This window comes from Embleya sp. NPDC005971 (genome assembly GCF_040629175.1).
Taxonomy (GTDB): Bacteria; Actinomycetota; Actinomycetes; order Streptomycetales; family Streptomycetaceae; genus Embleya.
The window spans coordinates 1-25156 of record NZ_JBEXUX010000106.1; the positions used below are offsets into that span (position 1 = coordinate 1).

At 70.7% G+C, this 25156-nt stretch carries 16 protein-coding genes and 1 pseudogene; 14 read left to right on the plus strand and 3 right to left on the minus strand.

The features are described 5' to 3' along the window. Positions 1–203: 203 nt before the first annotated feature. Entirely contained in the window at positions 204–1124 is a 921-nt protein-coding gene (locus tag ABZ374_RS45340; protein ID WP_360323924.1) for a hypothetical protein, read from the minus strand. A gap of 448 nt (positions 1125–1572) precedes the next feature. Here ABZ374_RS45340 and gatC point away from each other — a divergent pair, with 448 nt between their 5' ends. From gatC to ABZ374_RS45370, 6 genes are all read left to right on the plus strand, one after another. Beyond that, entirely contained in the window at positions 1573–1869 is a 297-nt protein-coding gene (gene gatC, locus ABZ374_RS45345; RefSeq protein ID WP_355535084.1) for an Asp-tRNA(Asn)/Glu-tRNA(Gln) amidotransferase subunit GatC, read from the plus strand. Positions 1870–1874: 5 nt separating this feature from the next. Next, positions 1875–3368 (plus strand): Asp-tRNA(Asn)/Glu-tRNA(Gln) amidotransferase subunit GatA, encoded by a 1494-nt coding sequence (gene gatA / locus ABZ374_RS45350; protein ID WP_360323926.1) that lies wholly within the window; start codon positions 1875–1877, stop codon positions 3366–3368. Positions 3369–3385: 17 nt separating this feature from the next. Then, positions 3386–3622, plus strand: a complete 237-nt coding sequence (locus tag ABZ374_RS45355) for a hypothetical protein (RefSeq protein WP_360323928.1) — start codon at positions 3386–3388, stop codon at positions 3620–3622. Between the two features lie 14 nt (positions 3623–3636). Continuing rightward, entirely contained in the window at positions 3637–5121 is a 1485-nt protein-coding gene (gene gatB, locus ABZ374_RS45360) for an Asp-tRNA(Asn)/Glu-tRNA(Gln) amidotransferase subunit GatB (protein ID WP_360323950.1), read from the plus strand. 284 nt (positions 5122–5405) lie between these two features. After that, positions 5406–5627: a hypothetical protein gene (locus ABZ374_RS45365; protein WP_360323930.1), complete on the plus strand. Its 222-nt coding sequence runs from the start codon at positions 5406–5408 to the stop codon at positions 5625–5627. A gap of 101 nt (positions 5628–5728) precedes the next feature. Further along, complete coding sequence (locus ABZ374_RS45370; protein ID WP_360323932.1) at positions 5729–8674, plus strand: AAA family ATPase; 2946 nt, start codon at positions 5729–5731, stop codon at positions 8672–8674. A gap of 57 nt (positions 8675–8731) precedes the next feature. Here the strand turns inward: ABZ374_RS45370 and ABZ374_RS45375 are convergent, their stop codons facing one another. Together ABZ374_RS45375 and ABZ374_RS45380 are read right to left on the minus strand one after the other, a co-directional pair. Further along, complete coding sequence (locus ABZ374_RS45375) at positions 8732–10501, minus strand: hypothetical protein (RefSeq protein WP_360323934.1); 1770 nt, start codon at positions 10499–10501, stop codon at positions 8732–8734. Between the two features lie 100 nt (positions 10502–10601). Continuing rightward, positions 10602–11729 carry a PQQ-dependent sugar dehydrogenase gene (locus ABZ374_RS45380; RefSeq protein ID WP_360323953.1) on the minus strand — a complete coding sequence of 376 codons (1128 nt, stop codon included), beginning with the start codon at positions 11727–11729 and terminating at the stop codon, positions 10602–10604. Positions 11730–11850: 121 nt separating this feature from the next. Between ABZ374_RS45380 and ABZ374_RS45385 the strand changes: the two genes are divergently transcribed. From ABZ374_RS45385 to ABZ374_RS45420, 8 genes and pseudogenes are all read left to right on the plus strand, one after another. Then, positions 11851–12801, plus strand: a complete 951-nt coding sequence (locus tag ABZ374_RS45385) for a 2-hydroxyacid dehydrogenase (RefSeq protein ID WP_360323936.1) — start codon at positions 11851–11853, stop codon at positions 12799–12801. Positions 12802–12891: 90 nt separating this feature from the next. Then, positions 12892–14463, plus strand: a complete 1572-nt coding sequence (locus ABZ374_RS45390; RefSeq protein ID WP_360323938.1) for a DUF2079 domain-containing protein — start codon at positions 12892–12894, stop codon at positions 14461–14463. A gap of 618 nt (positions 14464–15081) precedes the next feature. Continuing rightward, entirely contained in the window at positions 15082–17835 is a 2754-nt protein-coding gene (locus ABZ374_RS45395) for a diguanylate cyclase (protein WP_360323940.1), read from the plus strand. 275 nt (positions 17836–18110) lie between these two features. Further along, a pseudogene (locus tag ABZ374_RS45400) lies at positions 18111–19883 on the plus strand (acetolactate synthase large subunit); the annotation flags it as partial. A gap of 42 nt (positions 19884–19925) precedes the next feature. Then, a complete protein-coding gene (gene ilvN, locus ABZ374_RS45405) occupies positions 19926–20453 on the plus strand; it encodes an acetolactate synthase small subunit (protein ID WP_360323942.1) in 528 nt (175 codons plus the stop codon). Between the two features lie 165 nt (positions 20454–20618). Further along, positions 20619–21617, plus strand: a complete 999-nt coding sequence (gene ilvC, locus ABZ374_RS45410) for a ketol-acid reductoisomerase (protein ID WP_360323944.1) — start codon at positions 20619–20621, stop codon at positions 21615–21617. 272 nt (positions 21618–21889) lie between these two features. After that, a complete protein-coding gene (locus ABZ374_RS45415; RefSeq protein ID WP_360323946.1) occupies positions 21890–22270 on the plus strand; it encodes a hypothetical protein in 381 nt (126 codons plus the stop codon). 2 nt (positions 22271–22272) lie between these two features. Further along, on the plus strand, positions 22273–24429 hold the full coding sequence (locus tag ABZ374_RS45420; RefSeq protein ID WP_360323948.1) for a DUF6571 family protein: 2157 nt from the start codon (positions 22273–22275) through the stop codon (positions 24427–24429). Positions 24430–25156: the final 727 nt, after the last annotated feature.

The following is a 25156-nucleotide window of genomic DNA, read 5'->3' on the forward strand; positions in this document are numbered from 1 at the left end:
CCTGGTCGAGGAGATCACCTCGCGCGACCTCACCGACGTGGTCCTGGCCGCCCACTCCGGCGGCGCGTTCCCCGCCTACGAGGCCGCCGGCCGGGCCGAGATCCGGCCCGGCCGGCGTTCGAGGCCACGTGGCCCGTCCGGCGCCCGAGGACAACGGGCCGCGGGCAGGATCGCAGGCTGCGCAGCCCGCCCGGCAGCACGTTTCATGTTCCGAAGGCCAACCCCACACTCCGACCTATCTCGCGTCGCTGAAGGTAGAAACACGCCTTGTGCGGCTCGGCCCCATGCTCGCCGGTGTAACCGCCCCGCATCACCGGCCCGCCCTCGGTGGGCACCGGGAACATCCGCCCCAGCGTGGGATCCGCCGCCACGAGGTCGTCGCGATCGGCCAGATTCACCCAGTTCTCGACGAACGCCGGCGGCTGTGCGGGCTGGGGCCGCACCCACGAGTCGACGACCGTGTCCGGGCCGAGCGGAGACCCGAGCGTGATCAACAGCGGCAGCGGTCTGCGCAGCCGGTGGGCGAGTTCGTAGGCGACCACCGCGCCGAGCGAGTGCCCGATCACCACCTTGGTGTCGAAACCGATCTCGGTACCCACCCGATCGAGCACCCGATTCCGGGTCTGATCGTCCGTCAGATATCGGGTCAACTGGGTCAGCGCCTTGTTCACGAAGCCACCGGCCGAGCCCGGCCCGTCGGCGGCGAACCAGCGCAACCCGGCGAGCCCACACGTGGGGGAGAGCACGACGGTGCGACCCGTCTCCCCCGGCCCGCCCTCCAGGCGGGCGATCTCCCTTGCCGCGCGCTGCCGTTCCGGCGGAACCGAACCGCGGAGCGCGGCGCGATCCAGCCATTCGCGACCGATGCGCGCGGTCACCTCGTGCTGGATGTCCTCGTCGATCATCTCGCCCTGCGACGGGTGTCGGCGGAGCAGGTCACCATAGAACGCCATCCGCGCGTCGATCCCGCGACGGGTGTGGCGGTACTTCCACAGACGGTCCGCGACCTCGGGAAAACCTGCGGCCTTCACTCCCCGGGCCAGTCGTGGCACCCACTCCTCCTCGAGCGTGTGGGCCGACCTGTATTCCTGCGCGATCCCGTGTACCAGCACGATGGCGGCCATCGTGTCCCCTCCCAAGCCCCGAGTCCTTGACGAGCGCGCTCTCGGACGCCGGGCCCAAGAGTCGTGCGAAGGGCCGATCGACGCGGGGGGACGCAGACCGGAGAGTGGCTTCGCAAAGTTCTCTTACCCAGTCGGTAACGGAAGTTGGCATTTGAGTGAAGTTACTTCCGAGTCGTTCGACGAGATGTGCCGTCCGGCCGGAATTATTCGCACCCGCGTACCCGAGCGGCCGGCCCGAAGCCGCCCGAACCCGGCACGAAGTGGATCAAGAGGTCCCGGTGGGCCACCCACCCGCCCGAACCCCCGCAGCCTCCCCGCCGGACGCCGCGGGTGGGCGGCCGGGAACAAAACCCCGCGCCCCCGGCCGACAGGTGGGAACAAAAATCCCGCGCCCCCGGCCAATAGACTGGGCCCTCCACACCCGACGAAACCGAAGGAACCCGCCTGCATGCCTGGCATCACGCGCGAGGAGGTCGCCCACCTCGCCCGGCTGTCGCGGCTGGAGCTCGGGGCCGAGGAGCTTGATCACCTCGCCGCGCAGCTCGACGACATCATCGGCGCGGTCGCCCGCGTCGCCGAGGTCGCAGCCGACGACATCCCGCCGACCTCGCACCCGCTGCCGCTGACGAACGTCATGCGGCCGGACGTCATCCGCCCCGGGCTCACCCCCGAGGAGGCGCTGTCCGGTGCGCCGGCCGCCGAAGAGCAGCGTTTCCGGGTGCCCCGCATCCTGGGAGAGGAGTGACGGCCATGACCGAGACCATTCGCTGGACGGCGGCCGAGACCGCCTCCGCCATCGCCGACGGCAAGGTCACCGCCGTCGAGGTCGCCCAGGCCCACCTGGACCGCATCGAGGCCGTCGACGCCAAGGTGCACGCGTTCCTGCACGTGGACGCGGACGGCGCGCTCGCCGCGGCCAAGGCCGTCGACGACGCCCGCGCCCGCGGCGACCGGCTCGGCCCGCTGGCCGGCGTACCGCTCGCGCTCAAGGACGTGTTCACCACCAAGGGCGTGCCGACCACCTGCGGGTCGAAGATGCTGGAGGGCTGGAAGCCGCCGTACGACGCGACGCTGACCCGCCGGCTCAAGGACGCGGGCGTGGTCATCCTCGGCAAGACCAACATGGACGAGTTCGCCATGGGGTCCTCCACCGAGAACTCCGCGTACGGTCCGACCGGCAACCCGTGGGACCCCAGCCGGGTCCCGGGCGGCTCCGGCGGTGGTTCGGCCGCCGCCATCGCGTCCTTTCAGGCGCCGCTGGCGATCGGCACCGACACCGGCGGCTCGATCCGCCAGCCCGCCGCGCTCACCGGCACGGTCGGCGTCAAGCCCACCTACGGTGGCGTCTCGCGGTACGGCCTGGTGGCCTTCTCCTCCTCGCTCGACCAGGGCGGCCCGTGCGCGCGCACGGTGCTCGACGCGGCGCTGCTGCACGAGGCGATCGCCGGGCACGACCCGCTCGACTCGACCTCGATCGACGCACCGGTGCCCGACGTGGTCGAGGCCGCGCGCAGCGGCAGCGTCAAGGGCCTGCGGATCGGCGTGGTCAAGGAGTTCGGCGGCGAGGGCTACCAGGCGGGCGTGCTGGCCCGGTTCGCCGAGGCGGTCGAGCTGCTGCGCGAACTGGGCGCCGAGATCGTCGAGATCTCCTGCCCGAACTTCACCTACGCGATGCCGGCCTACTACCTGATCGCGCCCTCGGAGGCGTCGTCCAACCTGGCCCGCTTCGACGCGATGCGCTACGGCCTGCGGGTCGGCGACGACGGCGACCGCTCGGCCGAGGAGGTCATGTCGCTGACCCGCGAGGCCGGCTTCGGCGCCGAGGTCAAGCGCCGGATCATGCTCGGCACGTACGCGCTCTCCTCGGGCTACTACGACGCGTACTACGGCCAGGCGCAGAAGGTCCGCACGCTCATCACCCGCGACTTCGAGGCGGCCTTCGGGCAGGTGGACGTGCTGATCTCGCCGACCACGCCGACCACCGCGTTCCCGATCGGGGAGCGCGCGGACGACCCGATGGCGATGTACCTCGCGGACCTGTGCACCATCCCGTCCAACCTCGCGGGCAACGCCGCGATGTCGCTGCCGTGCGGCCTCGCGGACGAGGACGGCCTGCCGGTCGGCCTGCAGATCATCGCGCCCGCGATGGCGGACGATCGGCTGTACCGGGTGGGTGCCGCCGTCGAGGCCGCCTACCTGTCCCGCTGGGGTGCCCCGCTGCTCGACCGCGCACCCGCGCTCTGACTTTTCGAGGAGTCGATATGGCCAAGAAGAAGAAAGCCCCCAAGAGCAACGTCGCCAAGGTCTTCAGCGTCGGCATGCAGCTCTTCGGCGCGATCGGCGTGATCAAGCAGATCAAGGAAGCCCGGGGCAAGAACGACAAGCTGGAGCTGGCCGACGCGGTGATCAGCGCCGCCGCGGTGGTCACCGGCTTCGCGTTGCTGATCCGCGCGATGCGCGAGGTCGAGGACGAGCTGACGGAGGCCGACGCCCTGTGAGTACCACCAGCCTGATGTCCTACGAGGACGCGCTGGAGACCTACGACCCGGTGATGGGCCTGGAGGTCCACGTCGAACTGGGCACCGCGACCAAGATGTTCTGCGGCTGCTCGACCGAGTTCGGCGCGGAGCCCAACAGCCAGGTGTGTCCGACCTGCCTGGGCATGCCCGGCGCGCTGCCCGTGGTCAACGCGGTCGCGGTCGAGTCGGCGATCCGGATCGGCCTCGCGCTCAACTGCAACATCGCCGAGTGGTGCCGCTTCGCCCGGAAGAACTACTTCTATCCGGACATGCCGAAGAACTTCCAGACCTCGCAGTACGACGAGCCGATCGCGTTCGACGGCTACCTCGACGTCCTGGTCGAGGGCAAGACCTGGCGCGTGGAGATCGAGCGCGCGCACATGGAGGAGGACACCGGCAAGTCGCTGCACATGGGCGGCGCGACCGGTCGCATCCACGGCGCGGACTACTCGCTGCTCGACTACAACCGGTGCGGCATCCCGCTGATCGAGATCGTCACCAAGCCGATCGAGGGCGCGGGCGAACTGGCCCCGCTGGTGGCCAAGGCGTACGTCGCCGAGCTGCGCGAGCTGATCCGCGCGCTCGGGGTGTCCGAGGCCCGGATGGAACTCGGCCAGATGCGCTGCGACGCGAACCTGTCGCTGCGCCCCAAGGGCCGGGAGAAGTTCGGCACCCGCAGCGAGACCAAGAACGTCAACTCGCTGCGTTCGGTCGAGCGGGCCATCCGGTTCGAGATCCAGCGGCACGCCACCGTGCTGACCGACGGCGGCACCATCGTGCAGGAGACCCGGCACTTCCACGAGGAGGACGGCAGCACCACCGCCGGCCGCATCAAGGAAGAGGCCGAGGACTACCGCTACTTCCCCGAGCCCGACCTGGTGCCGGTGGCGCCCTCGCGTGCCTGGGTCGAGGAACTGCGCGGCACGCTGCCCGAGCTGCCGTCGTTGCGCCGGGCCCGGCTGCAGGCCGAGTGGGGCGTCAACGACTTCGAGATGCAGTCGATGGTCAACGCCGGCGTGCTCGACGTGATCCTGGCCACCATCGACGCCGGGGCCGACGCGGACGCGGCCCGCAAGTGGTGGCTGGGCGAGTTGTCCCGGCGGGCCAACGAGCGCGGCGTCGAGGTGGCCACGCTGCCGATCACGGCGGCCCAGGTCGCGCGGGTGGCGGCGCTGGTCAAGGGCGGCGAGCTGAACGACAAGCTGGCCCGCCAGGTGATCGACGGCGTGCTCGCCGGCGAGGGCGAGCCGGACGCGGTGGTCGAGGCGCGCGGGCTCAAGGTCGTCTCCGACGACTCGGCGCTCGGCGCGGCCGTGGACGAGGCGATCGCGGCCAACGCGGGCATCGCCGACAAGATCCGCGGCGGCAAGGTGCAGGCGGTCGGGGCCCTGGTCGGCGCGGTCATGAAGACCACGCGCGGACAGGCCGACGCGGCACGAGTGCGTGAGCTGATCCTGGAGCGCCTGGGCGTTTCCTGACCGGCCGGCGGCCGCTCACCCCGAGGAGGGCCCTCGATCGCATCGCGATCGGGGGCCCTTTCGTGTGTGTCCCACACCTCGACGGGACGCCGCGATGTTCGACCGGGGTTCTCCCCAGGTCTGTACGACCCCCTTATCGGGTTCTTCTCGATTGCCTTGGATCGATCGTGGACGAGCTGAGCACCCGGGATACGGCATCCGCCCGATGCCGGCGGACCCCCTGGGACGCGAAGCTCGTACCACGAGCCGGAGCGACCGGCTCGGGTGACCAGGAGGTCGACACCATGGAGTACGAACTGTTCCAGGCCCGTTCGCGCGAGCTGCGGGCGATGGCCGACCGGGACCGGGCCGTCCGCGAGGCACTGCGCGCCGGCCGGCTCGCGGCCAAGGCGGCCCGGGTGGCCCGGCGCGAGGAGCGCCGAACCGGCCGGGGCGCCGGCGGCCTCAGTTCCGATCGCGGCTTGATCGGGTGGCGGGTAGCCGGCCTGCACCTGCGCGCACGGTGAGCACGTGATGCCCGCCACGCTGTTCGAAACCCCCTGGTTGACCTGCGCAAACGGGTTTCGCCGGGGGTGAAAACCCCGGCTGCGAAGCGAAGGAACATGACATGCTCGGCACTGTGGCGAGTACTTCTGTTTCTCCCGTGTTCGTAGGCCGGTCATTGGAAATGGCGCGGTTCCTCCAGGCTTTGCGCGAAGCCGACGAGGGCACGCCGGGCGTCGTACTCGTCGGGGGCGAGGCCGGCGTCGGCAAGACGCGCCTGCTCCAGGAGTTCCTGGAGCGGGCCGAGGCACAGGGCGCGGTGACCGCCGTCGGCGGCTGCCTGGAGCTGGGCGCGGAGAGCCTGCCGTTCGCGCCGATCTCGGCGGCACTGCGTACCCTCTCCCGCCGGATCGGCCCCGAGCTGGCCGAGGCGGTCGCCGGTCGCGAGCGCGATTTGGCGTGGCTGCTGCCCGACCTGGCGCCGGGCACCATCGCGCGCGACGGCGAGTTCGACCGGGTCCGGCTGTTCGAGTTGATGCTCGGCCTGCTGGAGCGACTGGGCGGCGACCGCACCCTGGTGATCGCGATCGAGGACCTGCACTGGGCCGACTCGTCCACGCGCGAACTGCTCGGCTTCCTGTTCCGGCTGCTGCGCACCGGTCGGATCCTGATCGTCGGCACGTACCGGGCGGACGCGGTGGACCGTCGGCATCCGCTGCGCTCCTTCCTGGCCGAGTTGGACCGGGTGCACAACGTCGCCCGGATCGACCTGGCCCGACTCACCCGGGCCCAGGTCGGCGACCAGTTGCGCGGCATCCTGCGCGAGGACCCGCCGCGCCGGCTGATCCGACAGATCTTCCAGAAGTCCGAGGGGAACGCGTTCTTCGTCGAGGAACTCGCCTGCAGCATCCGCGACGGCCAACTCACCGGCATCTCGGACACGCTGCGCGACCTGCTGCTGATCCGGATCGAGGAGTTGTCCGAGGACACCCAGAAGGTGATCCGACTGGCCGCGATCGGCGGGGTCACCGTCGGGCACCGGCTGCTCACCGAGGTCTCCTGGCTGGATCCGGATCGGCTGGAGGAGGCGCTGCGCACGGCGGTGTCGGCACACGTACTGGTGCCGATCGGCGAGGAGTTCCAGTTCCGACATGCACTGGTGCGCACCGCGATCCGCGAGGATCTGATGCCGGGTGAGCGGGTCCGGCTCTACGCCACCTTCGCCGAGGCGTTGGAGCGCTGCCCGGACCTGGTCGGCGCCGACGAGCTGCGCGGTCGGATCGCCACCTACTGGTTCCACGCCGGCAAGGCGGTCAAGGCGCTGCCGGCGGTGCTCGCCGCGGCCGAGGCGGCGCGCGAGCGGTATGCCTTCGACGAACGCACCCGGCTGCTGGAGCGGGCACTGCTGCTGTGGGAGCAGGTGCCCGATCCGGAGCAACTGAGCGGTCGCCGGCTGATCGACATCTACATGGAGGCGGTCACCGCGGCCCGACTGGGCAGCGAGCGCGAGTTGGCCATCCACTTCTGCAAGCGGGCGATCCAACTGGTGGACCCGGTCGCCGAACCCGAGTTGGCCGCGTTCCTGTGGCGGGAGAAGGCCCGGAGTCTGCGCATCCTGTGCCGCTCGTCGGGCATGCCCGAACTGCACCGGGCCAGAGAGATCCTGGCGGGTCTGCCACCGTCGATGGAGCAGGCCCGAGTGCTCGCGCACATCGCCCGGGACCGGATGCTCGACGGCGACGGCGAAGAGGCGATCGCCGAGGCGATGACCGCGCTGGACCTCGCCCGGGCCATGGCCGGCCGCGACATCGAGGCGGAGGCCCGCAAGACGCTCGCCTGCGGCCTGGTGCAGATCGGACGGGTCGAGGAGGGCATGGCACAGATCGCGCTGGCCGAGGAGGGCGCGATCGACAGCAGCGAGCCGGACAGCCTGGTGCATGTGCTGAGCAACAAGGCGTCGCTCCTGGAGGGTCTGGGCCGACACCGGGAGAGCGCGGTGGCCGCGCGGCGCGCGATGGATGTCGCCGCCGAGCGCGGACTCACCCGCACCTCCGGCTCGTTCGCGCTGGGCAACCTCGCCGAGTCGTTGCTCTCGGCCGGCGACTGGGCCGACCTGGAGACGCTGGTGGAGAAGACCCTCGACCTGGACCCGGGGCCGCAGACCACCCGCCACCTCGAACTTCAACTGGTCGACCTGTGCCTGGCCCGCGGTGACGTACGCGGGGCGAGCGCGCATCTCAAGCGCTCCCGGCTGGCCGCCGGCTCGCGCTACGTCGAGGCGCAATACTCGATCCCGCTGGCCCGCGCCGAGATCCGGGTGGCCGAGGCGCAGGGCCGGCTGGACGAATCCCGCGAGGCGCTGGTCGCGGCCCTGGACGGGGTCGGCTGCCCGCCGGGCCATCAGCGCTACATGTGGCCACTGCTCGCCGACGCGGCGGCCAACGAGGCGGACGCGCGCACCTCGACCGTGCGCCCGCGCGAGTCCGAGCTCAAGGCCCGTCAGGACATCGCCGACCGGATCGCGGCGATGGCCGGCACGCTCGCGGTGGACTGCGCGCTGGACGCGGCGTACGCGTCGCAGGTCAAGGCCGAACTGGCCCGCGCGGCAGGCACCGACGACGCCGAGCTGTGGGGTCGGGTGGTCTGCGCCTGGGAAATGACCGAGCAGGTCTACCGCACCGCCTGGGCCCGCTTCCGGCACGCGGAGACCCTGCTCGCCGCCGGCGACCGCGACGCCGCCGCGCTCCCGCTGGCCACCGCCGCGGAGGTGGCCGTCCTCCTGGACGCCAAGACCCTGCGCGAACTCATCGACCTGCTCACCCGCCGCGCCCGGATGGCCCCCACCACCCAGGGCGACGCCGGCACACCGCTGCCGACCCTGACGCCCCGCGAGATCGACGTCCTGCGACTGGTCGCCGACGGCCGCAGCAACCGCCAGATCGCCGAGGAGTTGTACATCAGCGTCAAGACGGCCAGCGTGCACGTATCCAACATCCTGGCCAAGCTGGAGGTGACCGGCCGCGGCGAAGCCGCCGCGGTGGCCCACCGGTTGCACCTGGTGGACGGCTAGGCCCGTCCGATCCGCCGGACCGGACGAGCCGGCGGGTCTCGAAGGCCGGGCCTCGGTCTACCCCGCCGCGGCGGACGACAGGTCGGCGAGTTCGGCGAGCGTTCCCTCGAACTCGGCGATCAGCCCGGTGAGGACGACCCACGCCTCGGGGTTGGCGCCGATGCGCTTGGCCAGGTGCGCGAGCGCCGGGCGCGGGTCGCCGGGAGCCCAGTGGTAGGTGTCGATCGCCACCAGCGCCTCGAACGCGTGCCGGGCCGGCCGGGCGTGCCGGACGACCTCCTCGGTGTCCAACTCGCCCGCGACGACCGCGGCGGAGAGCCAGGAGTGCCACTGGTCCAACGGTGTGTCGCGCACCCGGTCGACGGCCGGCCGGCGATGCTCGGGGACCGGCGGTTCGGCCCGCGGCCCGCGATCCCAGCGCGCACGCAACTCCCGGAGCGCCGTCGGGTCGTCGGCGGCCAACGCGGCCTGCGCCGTGCTGCGGATCAGGTCCGGGAACAGCGCGCCGTGGTTGGCCAGGATGTCGCCGGTCACCTTCGCGTCGGCCCGCTCCCACAGGCTCAACACGATGTCGATCCAGTCGATCCGACGCAGCTTGCGCTCCCCGCACTTGGGCAGCGCGTGGTCCACCACACCGGGGTCGCCGGACATCGCGTAGGACTCGGGCTCGCCACCGAAGTGCGGTTCGTTGATCAGTTGGGCCCGCAGGTCCGGATGCATCGGTACGCGCGGGCGACCGGCCCGCCGGCCGGCGTAGATCTCGCGCCGCAACTCGGCGGTGACGCCGGAGCGGTTCTCGACCAGGAGACGGTCCAAGCGGTCGTCACCGAGGTCCTTGAGCAGCCGGGCGTAGTGCCGCCCGATGGTCTGGTGCTCGGCGAGCGCCGCGAGCATCGCCGGATGTGCGCAGCGCAGTGCGGCCTCGGCGACATTCGGCAACGGCGGGACGTTGCCCGGGAGCAGGGCGGCCGCCGCCGCGTCGTCCAGATGCGGTATCAGGGCGGTCAGTTCGTCCGCGTCCAGCCGGCGGAGCAGGAAGACCACCGACGGGCGCACGGCGGCCGGCACCGCGATCGTCGGCTTGTCCGCGTGCGCCTTCGCCTCGGCGAACAGCTCCGGCAGGGTGCCGCCGAACCGCCCCAGCCTGCGGGCCAGTTGGGCCCACGCGGCCGGATCGGCGCCCAGCGTCGCGATGATCTGCGGCCTGAGCACGTCGTGGATCGTGGTCTCGCCGGTGACGTAGGAGTGTTCCCGGGAGACCACCGCGAGCACCTGGGCGGCGACCCGGGCGGGCCGCATCCGGGCCAGGATCTCGCGCGGCGCGAGCACCCCGGCCCGCAGCGCGGGGCCGACCTGGTCCAGCGCCTCGGTCCGGGTCACCGGCAGATCCGGGCTGTGCAACACGCTCGCCGAGCCGCCCCGCCGAGCGGTGTGCGCCAACACCGGATACGCCTGCAACAGCGCCAGCGCCCGCTCGGCCGTGACGCCGGGCCGGCGCAACTCCCGTCGGGCCCGATCGAGATCGCCGACCTCGTCGCCGCCCGGATCGCTCTCCTCGCCCGGCGGGAACGCCGCGGCCACCACCGGATCGCCGCCGGCCTCGATCAGTCGGCACAGTTGACTCGGCGTCAGCCGAGGGTTGGCCGCCGTCTCGGCGACCTCCCAGCCACGCGCGCAGTAGGCGATCGTGTCCACCAACGCGTCCGAGAGGCACACCTCGTGCGGCACCGACGCGCCGAACCCGCGCACCCCCGTCAACCGGGTGAACACATCCGCCACATCGGCCTCGGAAAGCTCGCGCAGCACCAACACCAGGCTCCGGTCCACGGAATCCCTCCCTCGTGCGGCATACGCTAACGTCCGCCTCGGACGTCGCCCGAACCGGCACAACCACGCCGCCCACCCGGGCCGGGCCGGAGCGGGTGCCTCAGCCCGAGACCAGGCGCAGGATCCGGTCGTCCCCCTTGCGCGGCGTCCCCCGACCGTCGGTCATGCTCGTGACCAGCCACAGTTCGCCCGCGCCGACGGCCACGACCGTGCGCAGCCGGCCGTACCTGCCCTGGAAGTACGCCTTGGGCTCGGTCACGGTGGAGCCCACGATCGGGGCCTCCCACAGGCGTTCGCCCTTGAGGCCGGCCAGGTACACCACGTCGCCCACGATCGCGATGCCGCTCGGCGAGGCGTCGTCGGTGGCCCACTGGGCGACCGGGTTGACGTACGCGGGGTTGTCGCTCGTGCCCTCGACCGCCGGCCAGCCGTAGTCGGCGCCGGAGCGGATCAGGTTCAACTCGTCCCAGGTGTCCTGGCCGAACTCGCTCGCCCACAGCCGGCCGGTCGAATCCCACGCGAGGCCCTGGACGTTGCGGTGGCCCAGGCTCCACACCGGGGAGTTCGGGAACGGGTTGCCGGGCGCCGGGTGGCCCTCGGGCGTGAGCCGCAGGATCTTGCCGCCGAGCGAGCTCCGGTCCTGGGCCAGCGGCTTCTGCCCGGCCTCGCCGGTGCCCGCGTACAACATGCCGTCCGGGCCGAACGCGATCCGGCCGCCGTTGTGGTTCGAACCGGCCGGGATCCCGGCGAGCAGCACCTCGGGCGGGCCCAGCGGTTGTTCCGGCAGATAGGTCATCCGGACGATCCGGTTGTCCTGCTCGGTGGTGAGATAGGCGTACAGGAAGTGGTCGCTCGCGAACGTCGGCGACACCGCGATCCCCAGCAGACCCCCCTCGCCGCGATGCACCGAACCCGGCACCGTGCCGACCACCACCGGCGTCACGGTGCCCGGACCGAGCCGGGTGATGGTGCCGGTGTCGCGCGAGGACACCAGCGCGTCCTTGTCCGGCAGCAGCGCCACACCCCACGGCGTGTTCAGGTCCCGGGCGATCTCACCGGCCACGATCGGCTCGGCGACCTTGGCCGCGGTCGGCCCCGCCGGCACGTACGGCGGCTGGGTGCCGGCCACCGGCGCGGTGGAAGGGCCGGGCGAGCCCTTCTTGTCCGACGAGTCGCCGGAGGAGCCGCACGCGGTGAGTCCGGCCGCCAGCGCGACGGCGAGCACCAGGGAGGGCCAACGAGGCTTCGGACGGCGTGTGCGCACCGGAAACACCACCTTCTCGGGATGCTCCGACCCTAAGGCCGAGCCCGTGGGGGTGGGGTGCGACACGGCATTTAGAGTTCCTGCCATGGTCACCGACGGCAGGATCTGGGTCCCGTATTCCCTGGAGCAACTCGCCCCGCTCCCGGGCCGACTCGCCCCGGGCGACGGCGCCCGATCGCTCATCGACGTCTACGACGGCCTCGACGGCCCGGTTCCGGACACCGCCGCCGACGTCGAGTTCTACGTCCTGCCCTACATGTTCGACCGCCGCACACTCGACCGGATCGCGGACATGCCCCGGCTGAAGGTGATCCAGACGCTGACCGCCGGCTACGAACACGTCCTGCCGTTCCTGCCGCCCGGCGTGCTGCTCTGCAACGGCCGCGGCATCCACGAGACGAGCACCGCCGAACTCGCGCTCGCCCTCACCCTCGCCGCGCTGCGCGACATCCCCACGTTCGTCCGCGGCCAGGACGCGGGGGAGTGGCGGGCGGGCTTCTATCCCGCGCTGGCCGACAAGCGGGTGCTGCTCGTGGGGTACGGAGCGATCGGCGAGGCGGTGGACCGCCGGCTCCAGGGCTTCGAGGTGGACGTGGTCCGGATCGCCCGCAGCGCCCGCCCGGGCCCGCACGGACCGGTCCGGGCGATGGCCGACCTGCCCGAGTTGCTCCCGCACGCGGATGTGGTGATCCTCACCGTCCCGCTCACCGAGGAGACCCGCGGCCTGGTCGACGCCGACTTCCTGGCCCGGCTGCCCGACGGCGCGCTCGTGGTCAACGTCGCGCGCGGCGCGGTCGTGGACACCGACGCGCTGCTCGCCGAACTGGGCACCGGTCGGCTCCGCGCGGCCCTGGACGTCACCGAACCCGAGCCGCTGCCGGCCGAGCATCCGCTGCGCTTCGCGCCCGGCGTATTGATCAGTCCGCACGTCGGCGGCAGCTCGTCCGCCTTCCTGCCGCGCGCCCTGCGGCTGATCCGGGCGCAGCTCGAACGCTGGTCCGAAGGGGTGGCCCCGGCAAACATCGTGCGGGATTGAGCAACCAAACGGCTCAGGTTGCGCTCTGCTTCAGGACAGGGCCGACACCGGTACGGTGTGCCCGCGCATGCCCGACCCGGACGGAGACACATGGAAGACAGGGGGACGGCGCCCGGCGCTGTTCACGAGCGGTTCGAGGCATCGGGCACCGCCGACGCGAATCCGGCGCCGGGCGCCTCGACGGTCGTCGAACCGGCGGTGATCGCCCCCCGAACGGGTGAACACGACGTCGGTCTGCGCACCGTGGTCCAACGGGCCCGGCAGCGGATCGGCACCGGCGCGCTGCCGTACCTGCTCGCCGTGTGCTTCTTCCTGATCTACGCCGCACACTCGCTGCTGCGCCACCGGCGGATGGAAACGCACGCCTACGACCTGGGCCTGTTCGAACAGGTGGTCAAGGCGTACTCGAACTTCGAGGCGCCGGTATCGGACATCCGGGCGCCCGACTTCAACGTGCTCGGCGAGCACTTCCACCCGATCCTGGCGCTGCTCGGCCCGATCTACCGGATCTTCCCCGGCCCGAGCACCCTGTTGATCGCCCAGGCGTTCCTGGTCGCCGCCTCGGTGGTACCGATCACCCGGATCGCCGCCCGCGCGTTCGGCACGCTCGGCGCCGCCGGGCTCGGTATCGCCTACGGGCTGTCCTGGGGCATCCAGTCGGCCGTCTCGTTCGACTTCCACGAGATCGCGTTCGCGGTACCGCTGCTGGCCTTCGGCCTCGACCGTTTCCTGCTCGGCCGACACGTCCAGGCACTGGCCTGGTGGTTGCCGCTGATCCTGGTCAAGGAGGACCTGGGGCTCACCCTGGCCGCCGCGGCCGTGCCGCTGGTGCTGCTGCGCCGCTGGAAACTGGCCGCCGCGCACGTGCTGATCGGGGTCTCCGCGTTCGCGCTGGCGATCTTCGTGCTGCTGCCGGCGATCAACCCGAACGACACCTATGCGTTCTGGGGCAATCTCGACTCGACGCAACGCTCCGGCAACGCGGATCCCAACACGTCGCTGGGCCAGGTGCCGATCACCGAGCTGATCATCGAACTGCCCAAGTCGATGGTGTTGCCCAGCGCGAAATGGATGACGCTGTTCACCCTGCTGCTGCCCACCGGGTTCATCGCGCTGCGCTCGCCGATCCTGGCGATGATCGTGCCCACCATGTTGTGGCGGTTCACCTCCAGCAACGAGTTCTACTGGGGCACCTACTTCCACTACAGCGCGGTGCTGATGCCGATCGTGTTCGCGGCCTTCGTGGACGGCGTGGTCAAACTGCGCGCGTCGCGGGCGGACTGGTTGCGCCGGTACGCCGCCAAGGCCGCCATCGTCCCGCTCGCGGTGTCGCTGGCGCTCATGCGCGACTTCCCGCTGATGGACCTGCTGCACAAGCGCACCTGGATGGTCCAGGACCGGGTGCACTCGGCGCACAAGGTGCTCGATCAGATCCCGGGGGACGCGACGGTGTCGGCCACGATGAGTTTCTCGCCGCAACTGGTCTCGCGGGTGCGCCGGGTGACCGACTTCCCGACCATCCTGCCCGGCCCCGGCTACGCGGCGATCGAGGTGTGGGGCGACAACAAGGACTGGGCCCGCTACTGGATCGATCATCTGATCGGGCAGGGCTTCACCGAGGTCGCCCGCGAACCGGGCGCGGTCCTGCTCAAGCGCGACTGAACCGGAGCGCCCGGGGGCGCATCCGGTCCGGGGCCGGCCGACGAGCGCCGGTCGCAGCCACTCCCGCGCGACCCACCCGCTCCCCCTCGCGCCGCTCCCACGCTCGGCCGTCCGAGTTCTCCGGACCCCGATCCGACCCCATCGCGCTCCCCGCGAGCGATCGAATCGCCGCCGCGGTGCTGCCGCGCGGCCCGGTCGGACGAGGCTCCCGCGAGCCCCCGTCAGGGCTCCGGGAAGCCGTCCGGCCGGTCCCCGGACCGCCCGACGACCGCTGAAACTCCCAGGTTTGCCCTGATCAGGGCCCCTTTTTCCGCCGGATGTCGGGAGTTTGTCACAAATGCGCGGGAAGGGACTCCCATGCCGACCATCATTAGTTACTCTGTGTTGAGTAAGACAAGCTCACAGTGACGGGTTGGTGTATCGTCCGAGTCGTGGGGCGTTGAGAGACGCGCACGGTCGGGTGTCGCACCCCCGTCGCGCCGGCGCCGACCGCCCCGCTTCACGGCTGGGGTGTGAGGGCCGGTGCAGTGCCTGAAGCGCCGTGCGGGCGACTTCGGGCAGAGGGGAGTGCGGAATGCCGGGGGACCACTGCCGGAGTGGCCGAGCCACGACGACCCGGTGCGGCTGCTGATCTTGGCCGACACCCCTACCCAGCGGCAGCTCAAGTACCTGATCGCGCCGCTGTGTCTCGTGTATGCGATCGGTGCGCTCCAGGGCTGGGGCAATCCGACGCTGTCGCTTGCGATGGGCGACTTCGGCCTGGCCGCCGCCGCGGCCGTGGCGGCGATCTCCTGCGCGCTCAAGGCCGTGCACGAATTCGGACGGGCCCGGTTGTCCTGGGCACTGTTCGCCTTCTCGGCCACGATGGTCTCGCTCGGCAACGGGATCTGGGGCTGGTACGAGGTCGTCCTGGACGCCCCGGTGCCCACGCCCGGCCCGACCGACGTGATCTTCCTGCTGTTCGCGCCGCCCACCATCGTCGGCCTGATCCTGGTGGCCCAACGCCCGCGCGGCATCGCGGCCTGGACCTGCATGGCACTGGACGGCTGGTTGATCGCCGGCTCGCTGTTCACGCTCGGCTGGAGTCTCGCGCTGGCCCGCAGTACCAACGGGGACCGCTCGGACATCCTCAAGATCGTGCTCACCCTCGCCTACCCGGTGCTCGACATCCTGATGATCAGCATGGTCCTCGGCTTGCGATTTCGGGCCGGTTCGGGAGATCGCGCGGCACTGAATCTGGCGCTGGTCGGCCTCGCGGTCACCGTGATGAGCGACGCGTTGTGGACCACCCCCGGGTTGAACAGCGGATATCGCTCCGGCGGTCTGCTGGACGCGGGCTGGTTCGCGGGCAGTCTGCTGCTGGCCATCGCGCCGTGGACCGGCGAGCGGGTCGAGGCGCACGAGCGGCCCAGGCATCGCACCATCTCGATGTTGTCCGCGCTCACCCCGTACATCGCCGCCGCGGTGTGCACGGCGGGCGTGCTCGGCGGCGCGGTGGCCGGGCACGCCCCGGACAAGGTGGTGCTCGGGGTCGGCGCGACCGTCCTGGTCACGCTGGTGTTGCGGCAGGGCATCACGCTCGTCGACAACGTCTTCATGGCCCAGGAACTGTCGGCCAAGGAGAGCCACTTCCGGTCCCTGGTGCAGGGCTCCAGCGATGTGATCATGATCGCCGCCGGCGACGGTGTGCTCCAGTACGTCAGCCACGCGGTGCGCCGGGTCTACGGCTTCGAGCCGGAGGAGTTGGTCGGCACCCGGCTGGAACTGCTCATCCATCCCGAGGAGAGCGCGCGCGTACAACGCGAACTACGCGCGTTCTTGGACGGCGTGGTGCCGATGGGCGAGGCGGACACCGCGATGGTGCGGGTGGAGTGTCGGATCCGCTCGGCGGCCGGCACCTGGCTGCACACCGAATCGGCGGTCAACCGCTATGGCGATGGGCTGATCTTCAACAGTCGCGACGTCACCGATCGCATCAAGCTGCAGACCCAGCTCGAACACGACGCGTTCCACGACCGGCTCACCGACCTGCCCAATCGGGCCCTGTTCGAGGACCGGATCCAGCACGCGCTGGCCCAGCGGCGCGGGATCACCCCGACGATCGCGGTGTTGTTCCTGGATCTGGACGGGTTCAAGGCGGTCAACGACAACTACGGGCACACCGCGGGCGACGAACTGCTCGTGCAGGCCGCCCGCCGGCTCGAACACGCGGTCCGGATCGGCGACACGGTGGCCCGCTTCGGCGGCGACGAGTTCGCCGCGCTCCTGGTCGGCGATCCCTCCCCGCGTGCGATCCGGGAGATCGCCGAGCGGTTGTTGTCCACGCTGTCCGCGCCGTACCGCATCGCCGACGGCGAGGTGCGTGTCGCGGCCAGCATCGGCATCGCCTTCTCCGCGCCCGGGATCGCCCCGGCCGACCTGATGCGGCACGCGGACGCCGCGATGTATCGGGCCAAGGACGGCGGCAAGGGCCGGGTCGAGGTCTACACCCCGGACATGGACGCGGACGTGGAGCGCCGCGCCGCTCGGGCCGCCGGCCGCCGCCGGATGGACCGGGACGGCCGGCTGGCCATCTCCTACCAGCCGGTGGTGGACCTGGACACCGGTCGGGTGCGCGACGTGGAGGCCGCGCTGTGCCGGGTCGAGGACGGCGTCGTGCCGGGGCGGGCGGACCACGTGCGGCTGACCGCGGGCGCCGAGGGCCGACTCTCGCCGGTGGGCCGCAGGCTGCTCGAGGAGAGCACGCTGGCCGCCGCGACCTGGCGGCTGGCCGGCCACGACATCGGCGTCACGGTCGGCCTGGCCGCGCGCCAACTCACCGGGCCGGGCTTCCTGGACGTGCTGGAGGAGACCCTGCTCGGCGCCGACCTGCCCGCCGGGGCGCTCACCCTGGAGATCACCGACAACGTGCTGCCGGACGGGGACGAACTCCTGCTCGGCCGGATCGCGGTGCTGCGCCGGCTCGGGGTGCGGTTGTCGCTGGACGACTTCGGCACCGGGCACTCCTCGCTCACCTACCTGCGCCGACTGCCGGTGGACGCACTCAAGATCGACCGTTCGTTCGTGGCCGAGGTCGGCACGTGTCCGCATCTGACCGTGCTCACCTCGACCATCGTGCGGCTCGGCCTGGACTCCGGGCTGACCCTGGTGGCGGCCGGCATCGACAGCCACGCGCAGGTCGACATACTCCGCGAGATGGGGTGCCAGCGCGGACAGGGAACCTGGTTCCATCCGGCGGTCTCCGGGGACGCGATCTTCGAGGTGCTCGGCCAGGCGCCGCCGGGCAACAGCGCGGTGCGCGGCCCGCGGCCCGAGCCGCTGCCGGAGGTCCGCCCGGCCCTGCCGGTCCAGGTGCCCAGACCGCAGATGTGACGCATTCGTCCCGGGTCGCGGGTTGGCCGAAATCCGTGACGTGCCGTCAGTCCTGGACAAATAATCCCGAATACTGAGACGCCCGAAGGGTCGGCTTGACACGTACAGGTGCCCGGGGAGAGAGTCGCGGGCATGCAGACCCGCATCCTCGTACTTGAGAAGCGCGTGAACTGACCACCGAGTCGGTTCGCGCGCCCCCCTCGCTTGCCTAACGGCACGGGGGGTTTTTTGTTGTAGTCCGACGGGTCCGGGCCTCGCGCCCCACTCGATATGCCGACTTCAGATCGAGAAGAGACGAAAGCATGACCGATCAGGTGACAGGAGCCCAAGCGCTGATCCGCTCCCTGGAAGCCGCAGGGGTGGACACGGTCTTCGGCATTCCCGGGGGCGCGATTCTTCCCGCCTACGATCCGATGATGGACTCGACGAAGGTGCGCCACATCCTGGTCCGGCACGAGCAGGGGGCCGGGCACGCCGCGGAGGGCTATGCGCAGGCCACCGGCAAGGTCGGGGTGTGCATGGCCACTTCGGGCCCGGGGGCGACCAACCTGGTGACGCCGATCGCCGACGCGCACATGGACTCGGTGCCGATCGTGGCGATCACCGGTCAGGTGGCCAGCGCCGCGATCGGTACGGACGCCTTCCAGGAGGCGGACATCTGCGGCATCACGATGCCGATCACCAAGCACAACTTCCTGGTGACCGACCCGGCCGAGATCGCCCCGACGATCGCCGCGGCGTTCCACATCGCGGGCACCGGCCGCCCCGGCCCGGTCCTGGTCGACATCTCCAAGGACGCGCTCCAGGCGACCACCGAGTTCATCTGGAACGGCACCCCCGAACTGCCCGGCTACCGTCCGGTCACCCGGCCGCACGCGAAGCAGATCCGCGAGGCCGCCCGGCTGCTCAGCGAGGCCAAGCGTCCGGTGCTGTACGTCGGCGGCGGGGTGCTCAAGGCACACGCGTCGGCCGAGCTGAAGATCCTCGCCGAGCTGACCGGCGCCCCGGTGGTCACCACGCTGATGGCGCTCGGCGCGTTCCCGGACAGCCACCCGCAACACCTGGGCATGCCGGGCATGCACGGCACGGTGGCCGCGGTCACCGCGCTGCAGAAGTCGGACCTGATCTTCGCGCTCGGGGCCCGCTTCGACGACCGGGTGACCGGCCGGCTGGACACGTTCGCGCCGCACGCCAAGATCGTGCACGCGGACATCGACCCCGCCGAGATCTCCAAGAACCGCACCGCGGACGTGCCGATCGTCGGCGATGCCCGCGAGGTGATCGCCGACCTGGTGGTCGCGGTCCAAGCCGAGCACGAGGCCGGCCGGTTCGGCGACTACCAGGAGTGGTGGACCGCGCTCAACCGCTGGCGCGACACCTACCCGCTGGGCTACGACGTGCCGGCGGACGGCTCGTTGTCGCCGCAACTGGTGATCGAGCGGCTCGGCGCGATCTCGGGTCCGGACACGATCTTCGCCTCCGGCGTCGGTCAGCACCAGATGTGGGCCTCGCAGTTCATCCGCTACGAGAAGCCGTACACCTGGCTCAACTCCGGCGGCGCCGGGACGATGGGCTACTCGGTGCCGGCCGCGATGGGCGCCAAGGCCGGCATGCCGGACACCACGGTGTGGGCGATCGACGGCGACGGCTGTTTCCAGATGACCAATCAGGAACTGGTCACCTGCGCGGTCAACGACATCCCGATCAAGGTCGCCATCATCAACAACGGCACCCTGGGCATGGTCCGCCAGTGGCAGACGCTCTTCTACAACGAGCGCTACTCCAACACCGACCTGCAGAGCCGCCGGCTGCCGGACTTCGTCAAGCTCGCCGAGGCGATGGGCTGCGTCGGACTGCGCTGCGAGAGCCCGGACCAGCTCGACGAGATCATCCACAAGGCGATGTCGATCAACGACGCGCCCGTGGTGATCGACTTCGTCGTGCACCAGGACGCGATGGTTTGGCCGATGGTCGCGGCGGGTTCCTCCAACGACGAGGTGATGGCCGCGCGCGACGTGCGTCCCGACTTCGGCGACACGGACGACTGACAGGCCGACAGGGCATCAGGAAGGCATAGGAGTCCAGCGATCATGTCCAAGCACACCCTTTCGGTCCTCGTCGAGAACAAGCCCGGTGTCCTCGCCCGGATCACCGCGCTGTTCTCGCGTCGGGGCTTCAACATCGATTCGCTCGCGGTGGGCACCACCGAGCATCCGGACATCTCCCGGATCACCATCGTGGTCACCGTGGTCGAGGAACTGCCGTTGGAGCAGGTCACCAAGCAGCTCAACAAGCTGGTCAACGTGCTCAAGATCGTCGAGCTCGACCCGCCCGCGTCGGTGCAGCGCCAACTGCTGCTGGTCAAGGTGCGCGCCGATCACGAGACCCGTTCCCAGGTGGTGGAGATCGTCCAGCTCTTCCGCGCCAAGACGGTCGACGTCTCGCCCGAGGCGGTCACCGTCGAGGCCACCGGCGGCCCCGACAAGCTCGCCGCGATGTTGCGCATGTTGGAGCCGTTCGGCATCAAGGAACTCGTCCAGTCCGGCGTCGTGGCGATCGGCCGCGGCGGTCGCTCGATCACCGACCGTTCGCTGCGGTCGGTCGAACGCTCGGCCTGACGGATATGTTCGGACCCTGATCCAGGCGGACATGTCCGGACTTTGGCTCTGACGGACCGTCACGGTCCACATTTCAAACCGCGGCACGCGTCTCGCTCGTGATTTGCAAAGATGACGAGCGGGGCGTGGCCCCGGAAGCACCCTGTCTTGAAGGAGAACCCCGAAGTGGCCGAGCTGTTCTACGACGACGACGCCGACCTGTCCATCATCCAGAACCGCAAGGTCGCGGTGCTCGGCTACGGCAGCCAGGGCCACGCCCACGCGCTGTCGCTGCGGGACTCCGGCGTCGACGTGCGGGTCGGTCTGCTGGAGGGCTCGAAGAGCCGGGCCAAGGCCGAGGAGGCCGGCCTGCGCGTGGTCACCCCCGCCGAGGCCGCGGCCGAGGCCAGCGTCATCATGATCCTCACTCCCGACCCGGTCCAGGCGAAGGTCTACGCCGAGGCCGTGGAGCCCAACCTGCAGGACGGCGACGCGCTGTTCTTCGGGCACGGCTTCAACATCCGGTTCGGCTTCATCAAGCCGCCGGCCAACGTCGACGTGTGCATGGTCGCGCCCAAGGGCCCGGGTCACCTGGTCCGCCGGCAGTACGAAGAGGGTCGCGGCGTGCCGTGCATCGTCGCGGTCGAGCAGGACGCGTCGGGCCAGGGCCTGGCGCTCGCCCTCTCCTACGCGAAGGGCATCGGCGGCACCCGCGCCGGCGTCATCAAGACCACCTTCACCGAGGAGACCGAGACCGACCTGTTCGGTGAGCAGGCGGTGCTCTGTGGCGGCGCCTCGGCGCTGGTCAAGGCGGGCTTCGAGACCCTGGTCGAGGCCGGCTACCAGCCGGAGATCGCCTACTTCGAGTGCATGCACGAGCTCAAGCTCATCGTCGACCTCATGTACGAGGGCGGCCTGGAGAAGATGCGCTGGTCCATCTCGGAGACCGCCGAGTGGGGCGACTACATCACCGGTCCCCGGATCATCACGGCCGACACCAAGGCCGAGATGAAGAAGGTGCTCGCCGAGATCCAGGACGGTTCGTTCGCGACCGCGTGGATGGCGGAGTACGAGGCGGGTCTGCCGAAGTACAAGGAGTACGTGAAGGCGGACGCCGAGCACAAGCTGGAGACCACCGGCAAGGAGCTCCGCAAGATGATGAGCTGGGTGACGAACGAGGGCTGATCCTCGACGAGTTGCCTGCTTGCCTGCTTGCCTGCTTGCCTGCTTGCCTGGTTGTCGCTTGCCTGCTTGCTTGCTTTCGCGCAGGTTTTCTCGGTGTGCTGCGGGGCAAGGCGGTTCTCGTAGTCCTGTGAGTGCCCCGGACCGGATCGGTCCGGGGCACTTTCCGGTTCGGTTCGGGGCAGGCACTTTCCGGATGGGGACGGCTCCGTTAACGGGGGATTCACCGTGCGTCGGTGTCGAGCGCCATCCGGGGGTGGCTTGACTCGGTGATCATGAGTGACACCTCGCGGATCGACGCGATTCTCAACCCCGGCATGCCTCGGAGCGCGATACCGCCCGGTGGCGGGGCCGGCGGGCCGATGGACCACACCAAGGTCGAGGCGCAGCAACTGCGCAACTCGGCCAAGACGTTGCTGCTCATGGGCGGCGAGATCAATACCGAACTGCCGGTACCGGACGCACTCGACACCAAGGCCGCCTTCGGCGGTTGGCAGTTGGTCGGCCCGCTGAACGAGGGTCGGTGGAAGGACCAGACCGCTCGGCTGCGGCGCGATCTGTCCGAGATCTCGGACGGTCTGTACACGATGGCGGACAACTACGACCGCAACGAGCACGCGGTGACCACCTCCTTCGCCGGTGGGAAGGTGATCTGAGCATGGTCGGCTTCGCCCAACTGCGCGATCTCAAGACCGAGGCTCTGCGCGAATCCGCCCAGGAGTTCTACGACTTCGCGTCCTGGCTGGATCGCAAACAACAATTGGTCCGGGTCGATTCGCGGTCGTTGACGGTGACCGGCGAGTGGGACGGCCCGGCCGCGCAGGCCACGCTGGCCCGATACCGGGGCCTGGACGAGGTGTTCGAGGGTGGCAAGACCGAATACCGGGCGATCTGCGCGATCCTGCGCGACGCCGCCGACGACATCGGCGCGGCGAAGAAGAAGCTCACCGACGCGATCGCCGACGCGCAGGCACACGAGTTGGTGGTGCACGACGACGGGTCGCTGAGCTGGGGCCCGCTCAAGCCGCAGGGACACCAGCCGGATCCCCAGGACATCGAGGCGCACGGCACCCGGATGAAGGGACTGTCCGAGGACTTCCAACGCAAGTTCAAGACCGCCCTGGACGACGCGACCGACGCGGACGCCCGCGCCGCGTCCGCGCTGCGCGGCGACATCGGCGCGAGCGCGACCTCGTTCAACGCGAAGGCGATCGGCGGTGGCGAACTCCCGGACTCGGTCCGGGCGGCGGCGCTGGCCAAGCGGATCGACACGCTGAGCCCGGCCGAGTTGGAGGAATTGCGCAACCTGCTGCACGGGAACGAGAAGTCGTCGATCTTCGCCACCAACCTGATGAACACGCTCGGCCCGAACGGCCTGCTCGAACTCCAGGCCGGCGTGGTCAACCGGGGCCAGAAGTGGACCGGCCACGACGCCGACGGCGCCACCATGGACGACCTGCGCGCGATCCAGGACGCGCTGGGCACCAACCTGGCCACCGCGACGCAGCCCAAGGGCGAGCCGCATGTCACGCAGAGCTGGGTGGAGGGCCTGAAGGAGGCCGGCCGCAGCCGCACGTTCGTGCTCAACGACATGCCCAAGCACTACCTGTACGGCTACCAGTTGCTCGGCAACATGCTGCATCAGGGCGACTACGACAAGCAGTTCCTCGGCGACATCGGCAAGGACATGGTCGCCTTCGACCGGTCCGAGCCGGGCCTGCACGAGGCGGTCCCGGTGATCCGCGAGCGTTTCCCGCTGATGGACGACGCGCAGGGGCACGAGGGGCGCGGGTACGACTCGTTGGAGGGGCTGATGGACGCGCTCGGGCGCAACCCGGGCGCCGCCGAGACGGTGCTCGATCCCGCCGGCGGGAACCTGCACTACCTGCTCAAGGAGCGCGACTGGGGCGCGGACACCGGCGTGGGCTCGCCGGCCGACTCGTTCGGGAAGGCGTTCGAGGCGGCTACCACCGGGCATCCGGCGGGCGCGGGCGCGGGGGGCGCGCACACCGACGGCGGTGCCCGGATCATGGCCGAGGCGGTGCACATCATCGGCCAGGAGGGTGCGGGCGGCCACTTCGCCGACTACCGGGACAGTTTCGGCAACGCGATGGCCTCGTACATGCCGGACATCCACAACGAGTTGCGCAACGACCGCGCGGGTGGGTCGGCGGGCCCGGACCCGTTGTTCCCGAACTCGGGCGAGGCCCGGGCGACGTTCCTCGGCGGCACCCCGGACCACGACCTGCTGCGCACGATGGCCGTTGTCGCGGAGGACCCCAAGGCGTTCAAGGCGATGTCGGATGCCGAGCACTCGTACATCGCGGTGGGCCTGGAACGCATCTCCAAGGGCGACCCGCCGGCCGGCCTGACCGCGGACCAGCACCTGGCCCAGTCGGCGCAGGTGGTCGGCGCGTTGGACGCGGTGCGGACGGAGGCGATCCGCAACCAACAGGTGCTCAGCGACAAGGAGTACAACGACCAGGTCGCGTGGAACGGGAAGGTCGCCAACGCCGTGGTCGGCGGCGCGATCAAGATGAGCCCACTGCCGACGATGGTGTCCGAGCCGCTGTCCCGGATCGTGGCGCTGACCACCGACTACAGCGCGCAACAGGCTGCGGTGGACACGTCGGCGACGGCGGACCGGGCGATCGCGGATCAGCACGCGTGGGGGCGGGGGTACATGCAGACGATCGCTGCGGACTGGGCCGGGGTGCATGGACGGGAGGGGGAGATCCCGGGCTTCGATCTGACGGTGGGGAACAACTTCACGACGGGGGAGCGGAGGGCGCAGGAGGCTTTGGGGCGGGAGTGAGGTGGGGGTGGGTGGGGGCGTCAGCCGAGGGTGGGACGCGGGGCCGGAGCTTGGGCGGAGTGAGGTGGATGGCTTCGGTCGTGAGTTGAACTTGGTGGCCGGGTCGGGGGTGTGAGCGGGGCGAGGGGGTGAGCGCGAGAGGTGGGCTCGACCCCATGACCGGGCTGGGTCGTGGGCGGAGCGAGGGGGTGGGCCCGAGAGGTGGGCTCAACCCCACGCCTGGGCCGGGGTCGTGAGCGGAGCGAGGGGGAAGGCCCCGGTCGCGAGGTGAACACCACAACCGGACCGGGGTCGTGAGTGGAGCGGGCGGGAAGGCTCGAGACGCGGGCCGAACGCGGCAACCGGGCGGGGCCGTGAGTGGAGCGGGGGAAGGCCCGAGACGCGAGCCCAGCCTCATACATGAGCCTGGGTCGTGAGTGGAGCGGGCGGGAAGGCCCGAGCCGCGAGCCGAACGCGGCAACTGCGCGGGGCCGTGAGTGGAGCGGGGGAAGGCCCGAGACGCGAGCCCAGCCTCATACATGAGCCTGGGTCGTGAGCGGAGCGGGCGGGAAGGCCCGAGCCGCGAGCCGAACCCCACAACCGGGCCGGGGTCGTGAGCGGAGCGAGCGGGTGGGCGGCTTTCGGCGATGCAACGCTGCTTTTTATTGGGCGCCTTCGGCGCCGGCTCGCGAGGCACCACTTTTTTGTTCCGTCGCGGGCTCCTCCACAAAAAAGTGGCCCCTCGCTC

Bases quoted from the DNA above. Each gene is read 5' to 3' on its own strand.
- ABZ374_RS45340 (WP_360323924.1), bottom strand. From the start codon at position 1,124: ATGGCCGCCATCGTGCTGGTACACGGGATCGCGCAGGAATACAGGTCG.
- ABZ374_RS45370 (WP_360323932.1), top strand. From the start codon at position 5,729: ATGCTCGGCACTGTGGCGAGTACTTCTGTTTCTCCCGTGTTCGTAGGC.
- ABZ374_RS45390 (WP_360323938.1), top strand. From the start codon at position 12,892: ATGGAAGACAGGGGGACGGCGCCCGGCGCTGTTCACGAGCGGTTCGAG.
- ABZ374_RS45365 (WP_360323930.1), top strand. From the start codon at position 5,406: ATGGAGTACGAACTGTTCCAGGCCCGTTCGCGCGAGCTGCGGGCGATG.
- ABZ374_RS45420 (WP_360323948.1), top strand. From the start codon at position 22,273: ATGGTCGGCTTCGCCCAACTGCGCGATCTCAAGACCGAGGCTCTGCGC.
- ilvN (WP_360323942.1), top strand. From the start codon at position 19,926: ATGTCCAAGCACACCCTTTCGGTCCTCGTCGAGAACAAGCCCGGTGTC.
- gatB (WP_360323950.1), top strand. From the start codon at position 3,637: ATGTCCTACGAGGACGCGCTGGAGACCTACGACCCGGTGATGGGCCTG.
- ABZ374_RS45385 (WP_360323936.1), top strand. From the start codon at position 11,851: ATGGTCACCGACGGCAGGATCTGGGTCCCGTATTCCCTGGAGCAACTC.
- ABZ374_RS45355 (WP_360323928.1), top strand. From the start codon at position 3,386: ATGGCCAAGAAGAAGAAAGCCCCCAAGAGCAACGTCGCCAAGGTCTTC.
- gatA (WP_360323926.1), top strand. From the start codon at position 1,875: ATGACCGAGACCATTCGCTGGACGGCGGCCGAGACCGCCTCCGCCATC.
- ABZ374_RS45415 (WP_360323946.1), top strand. From the start codon at position 21,890: ATGAGTGACACCTCGCGGATCGACGCGATTCTCAACCCCGGCATGCCT.
- gatC (WP_355535084.1), top strand. From the start codon at position 1,573: ATGCCTGGCATCACGCGCGAGGAGGTCGCCCACCTCGCCCGGCTGTCG.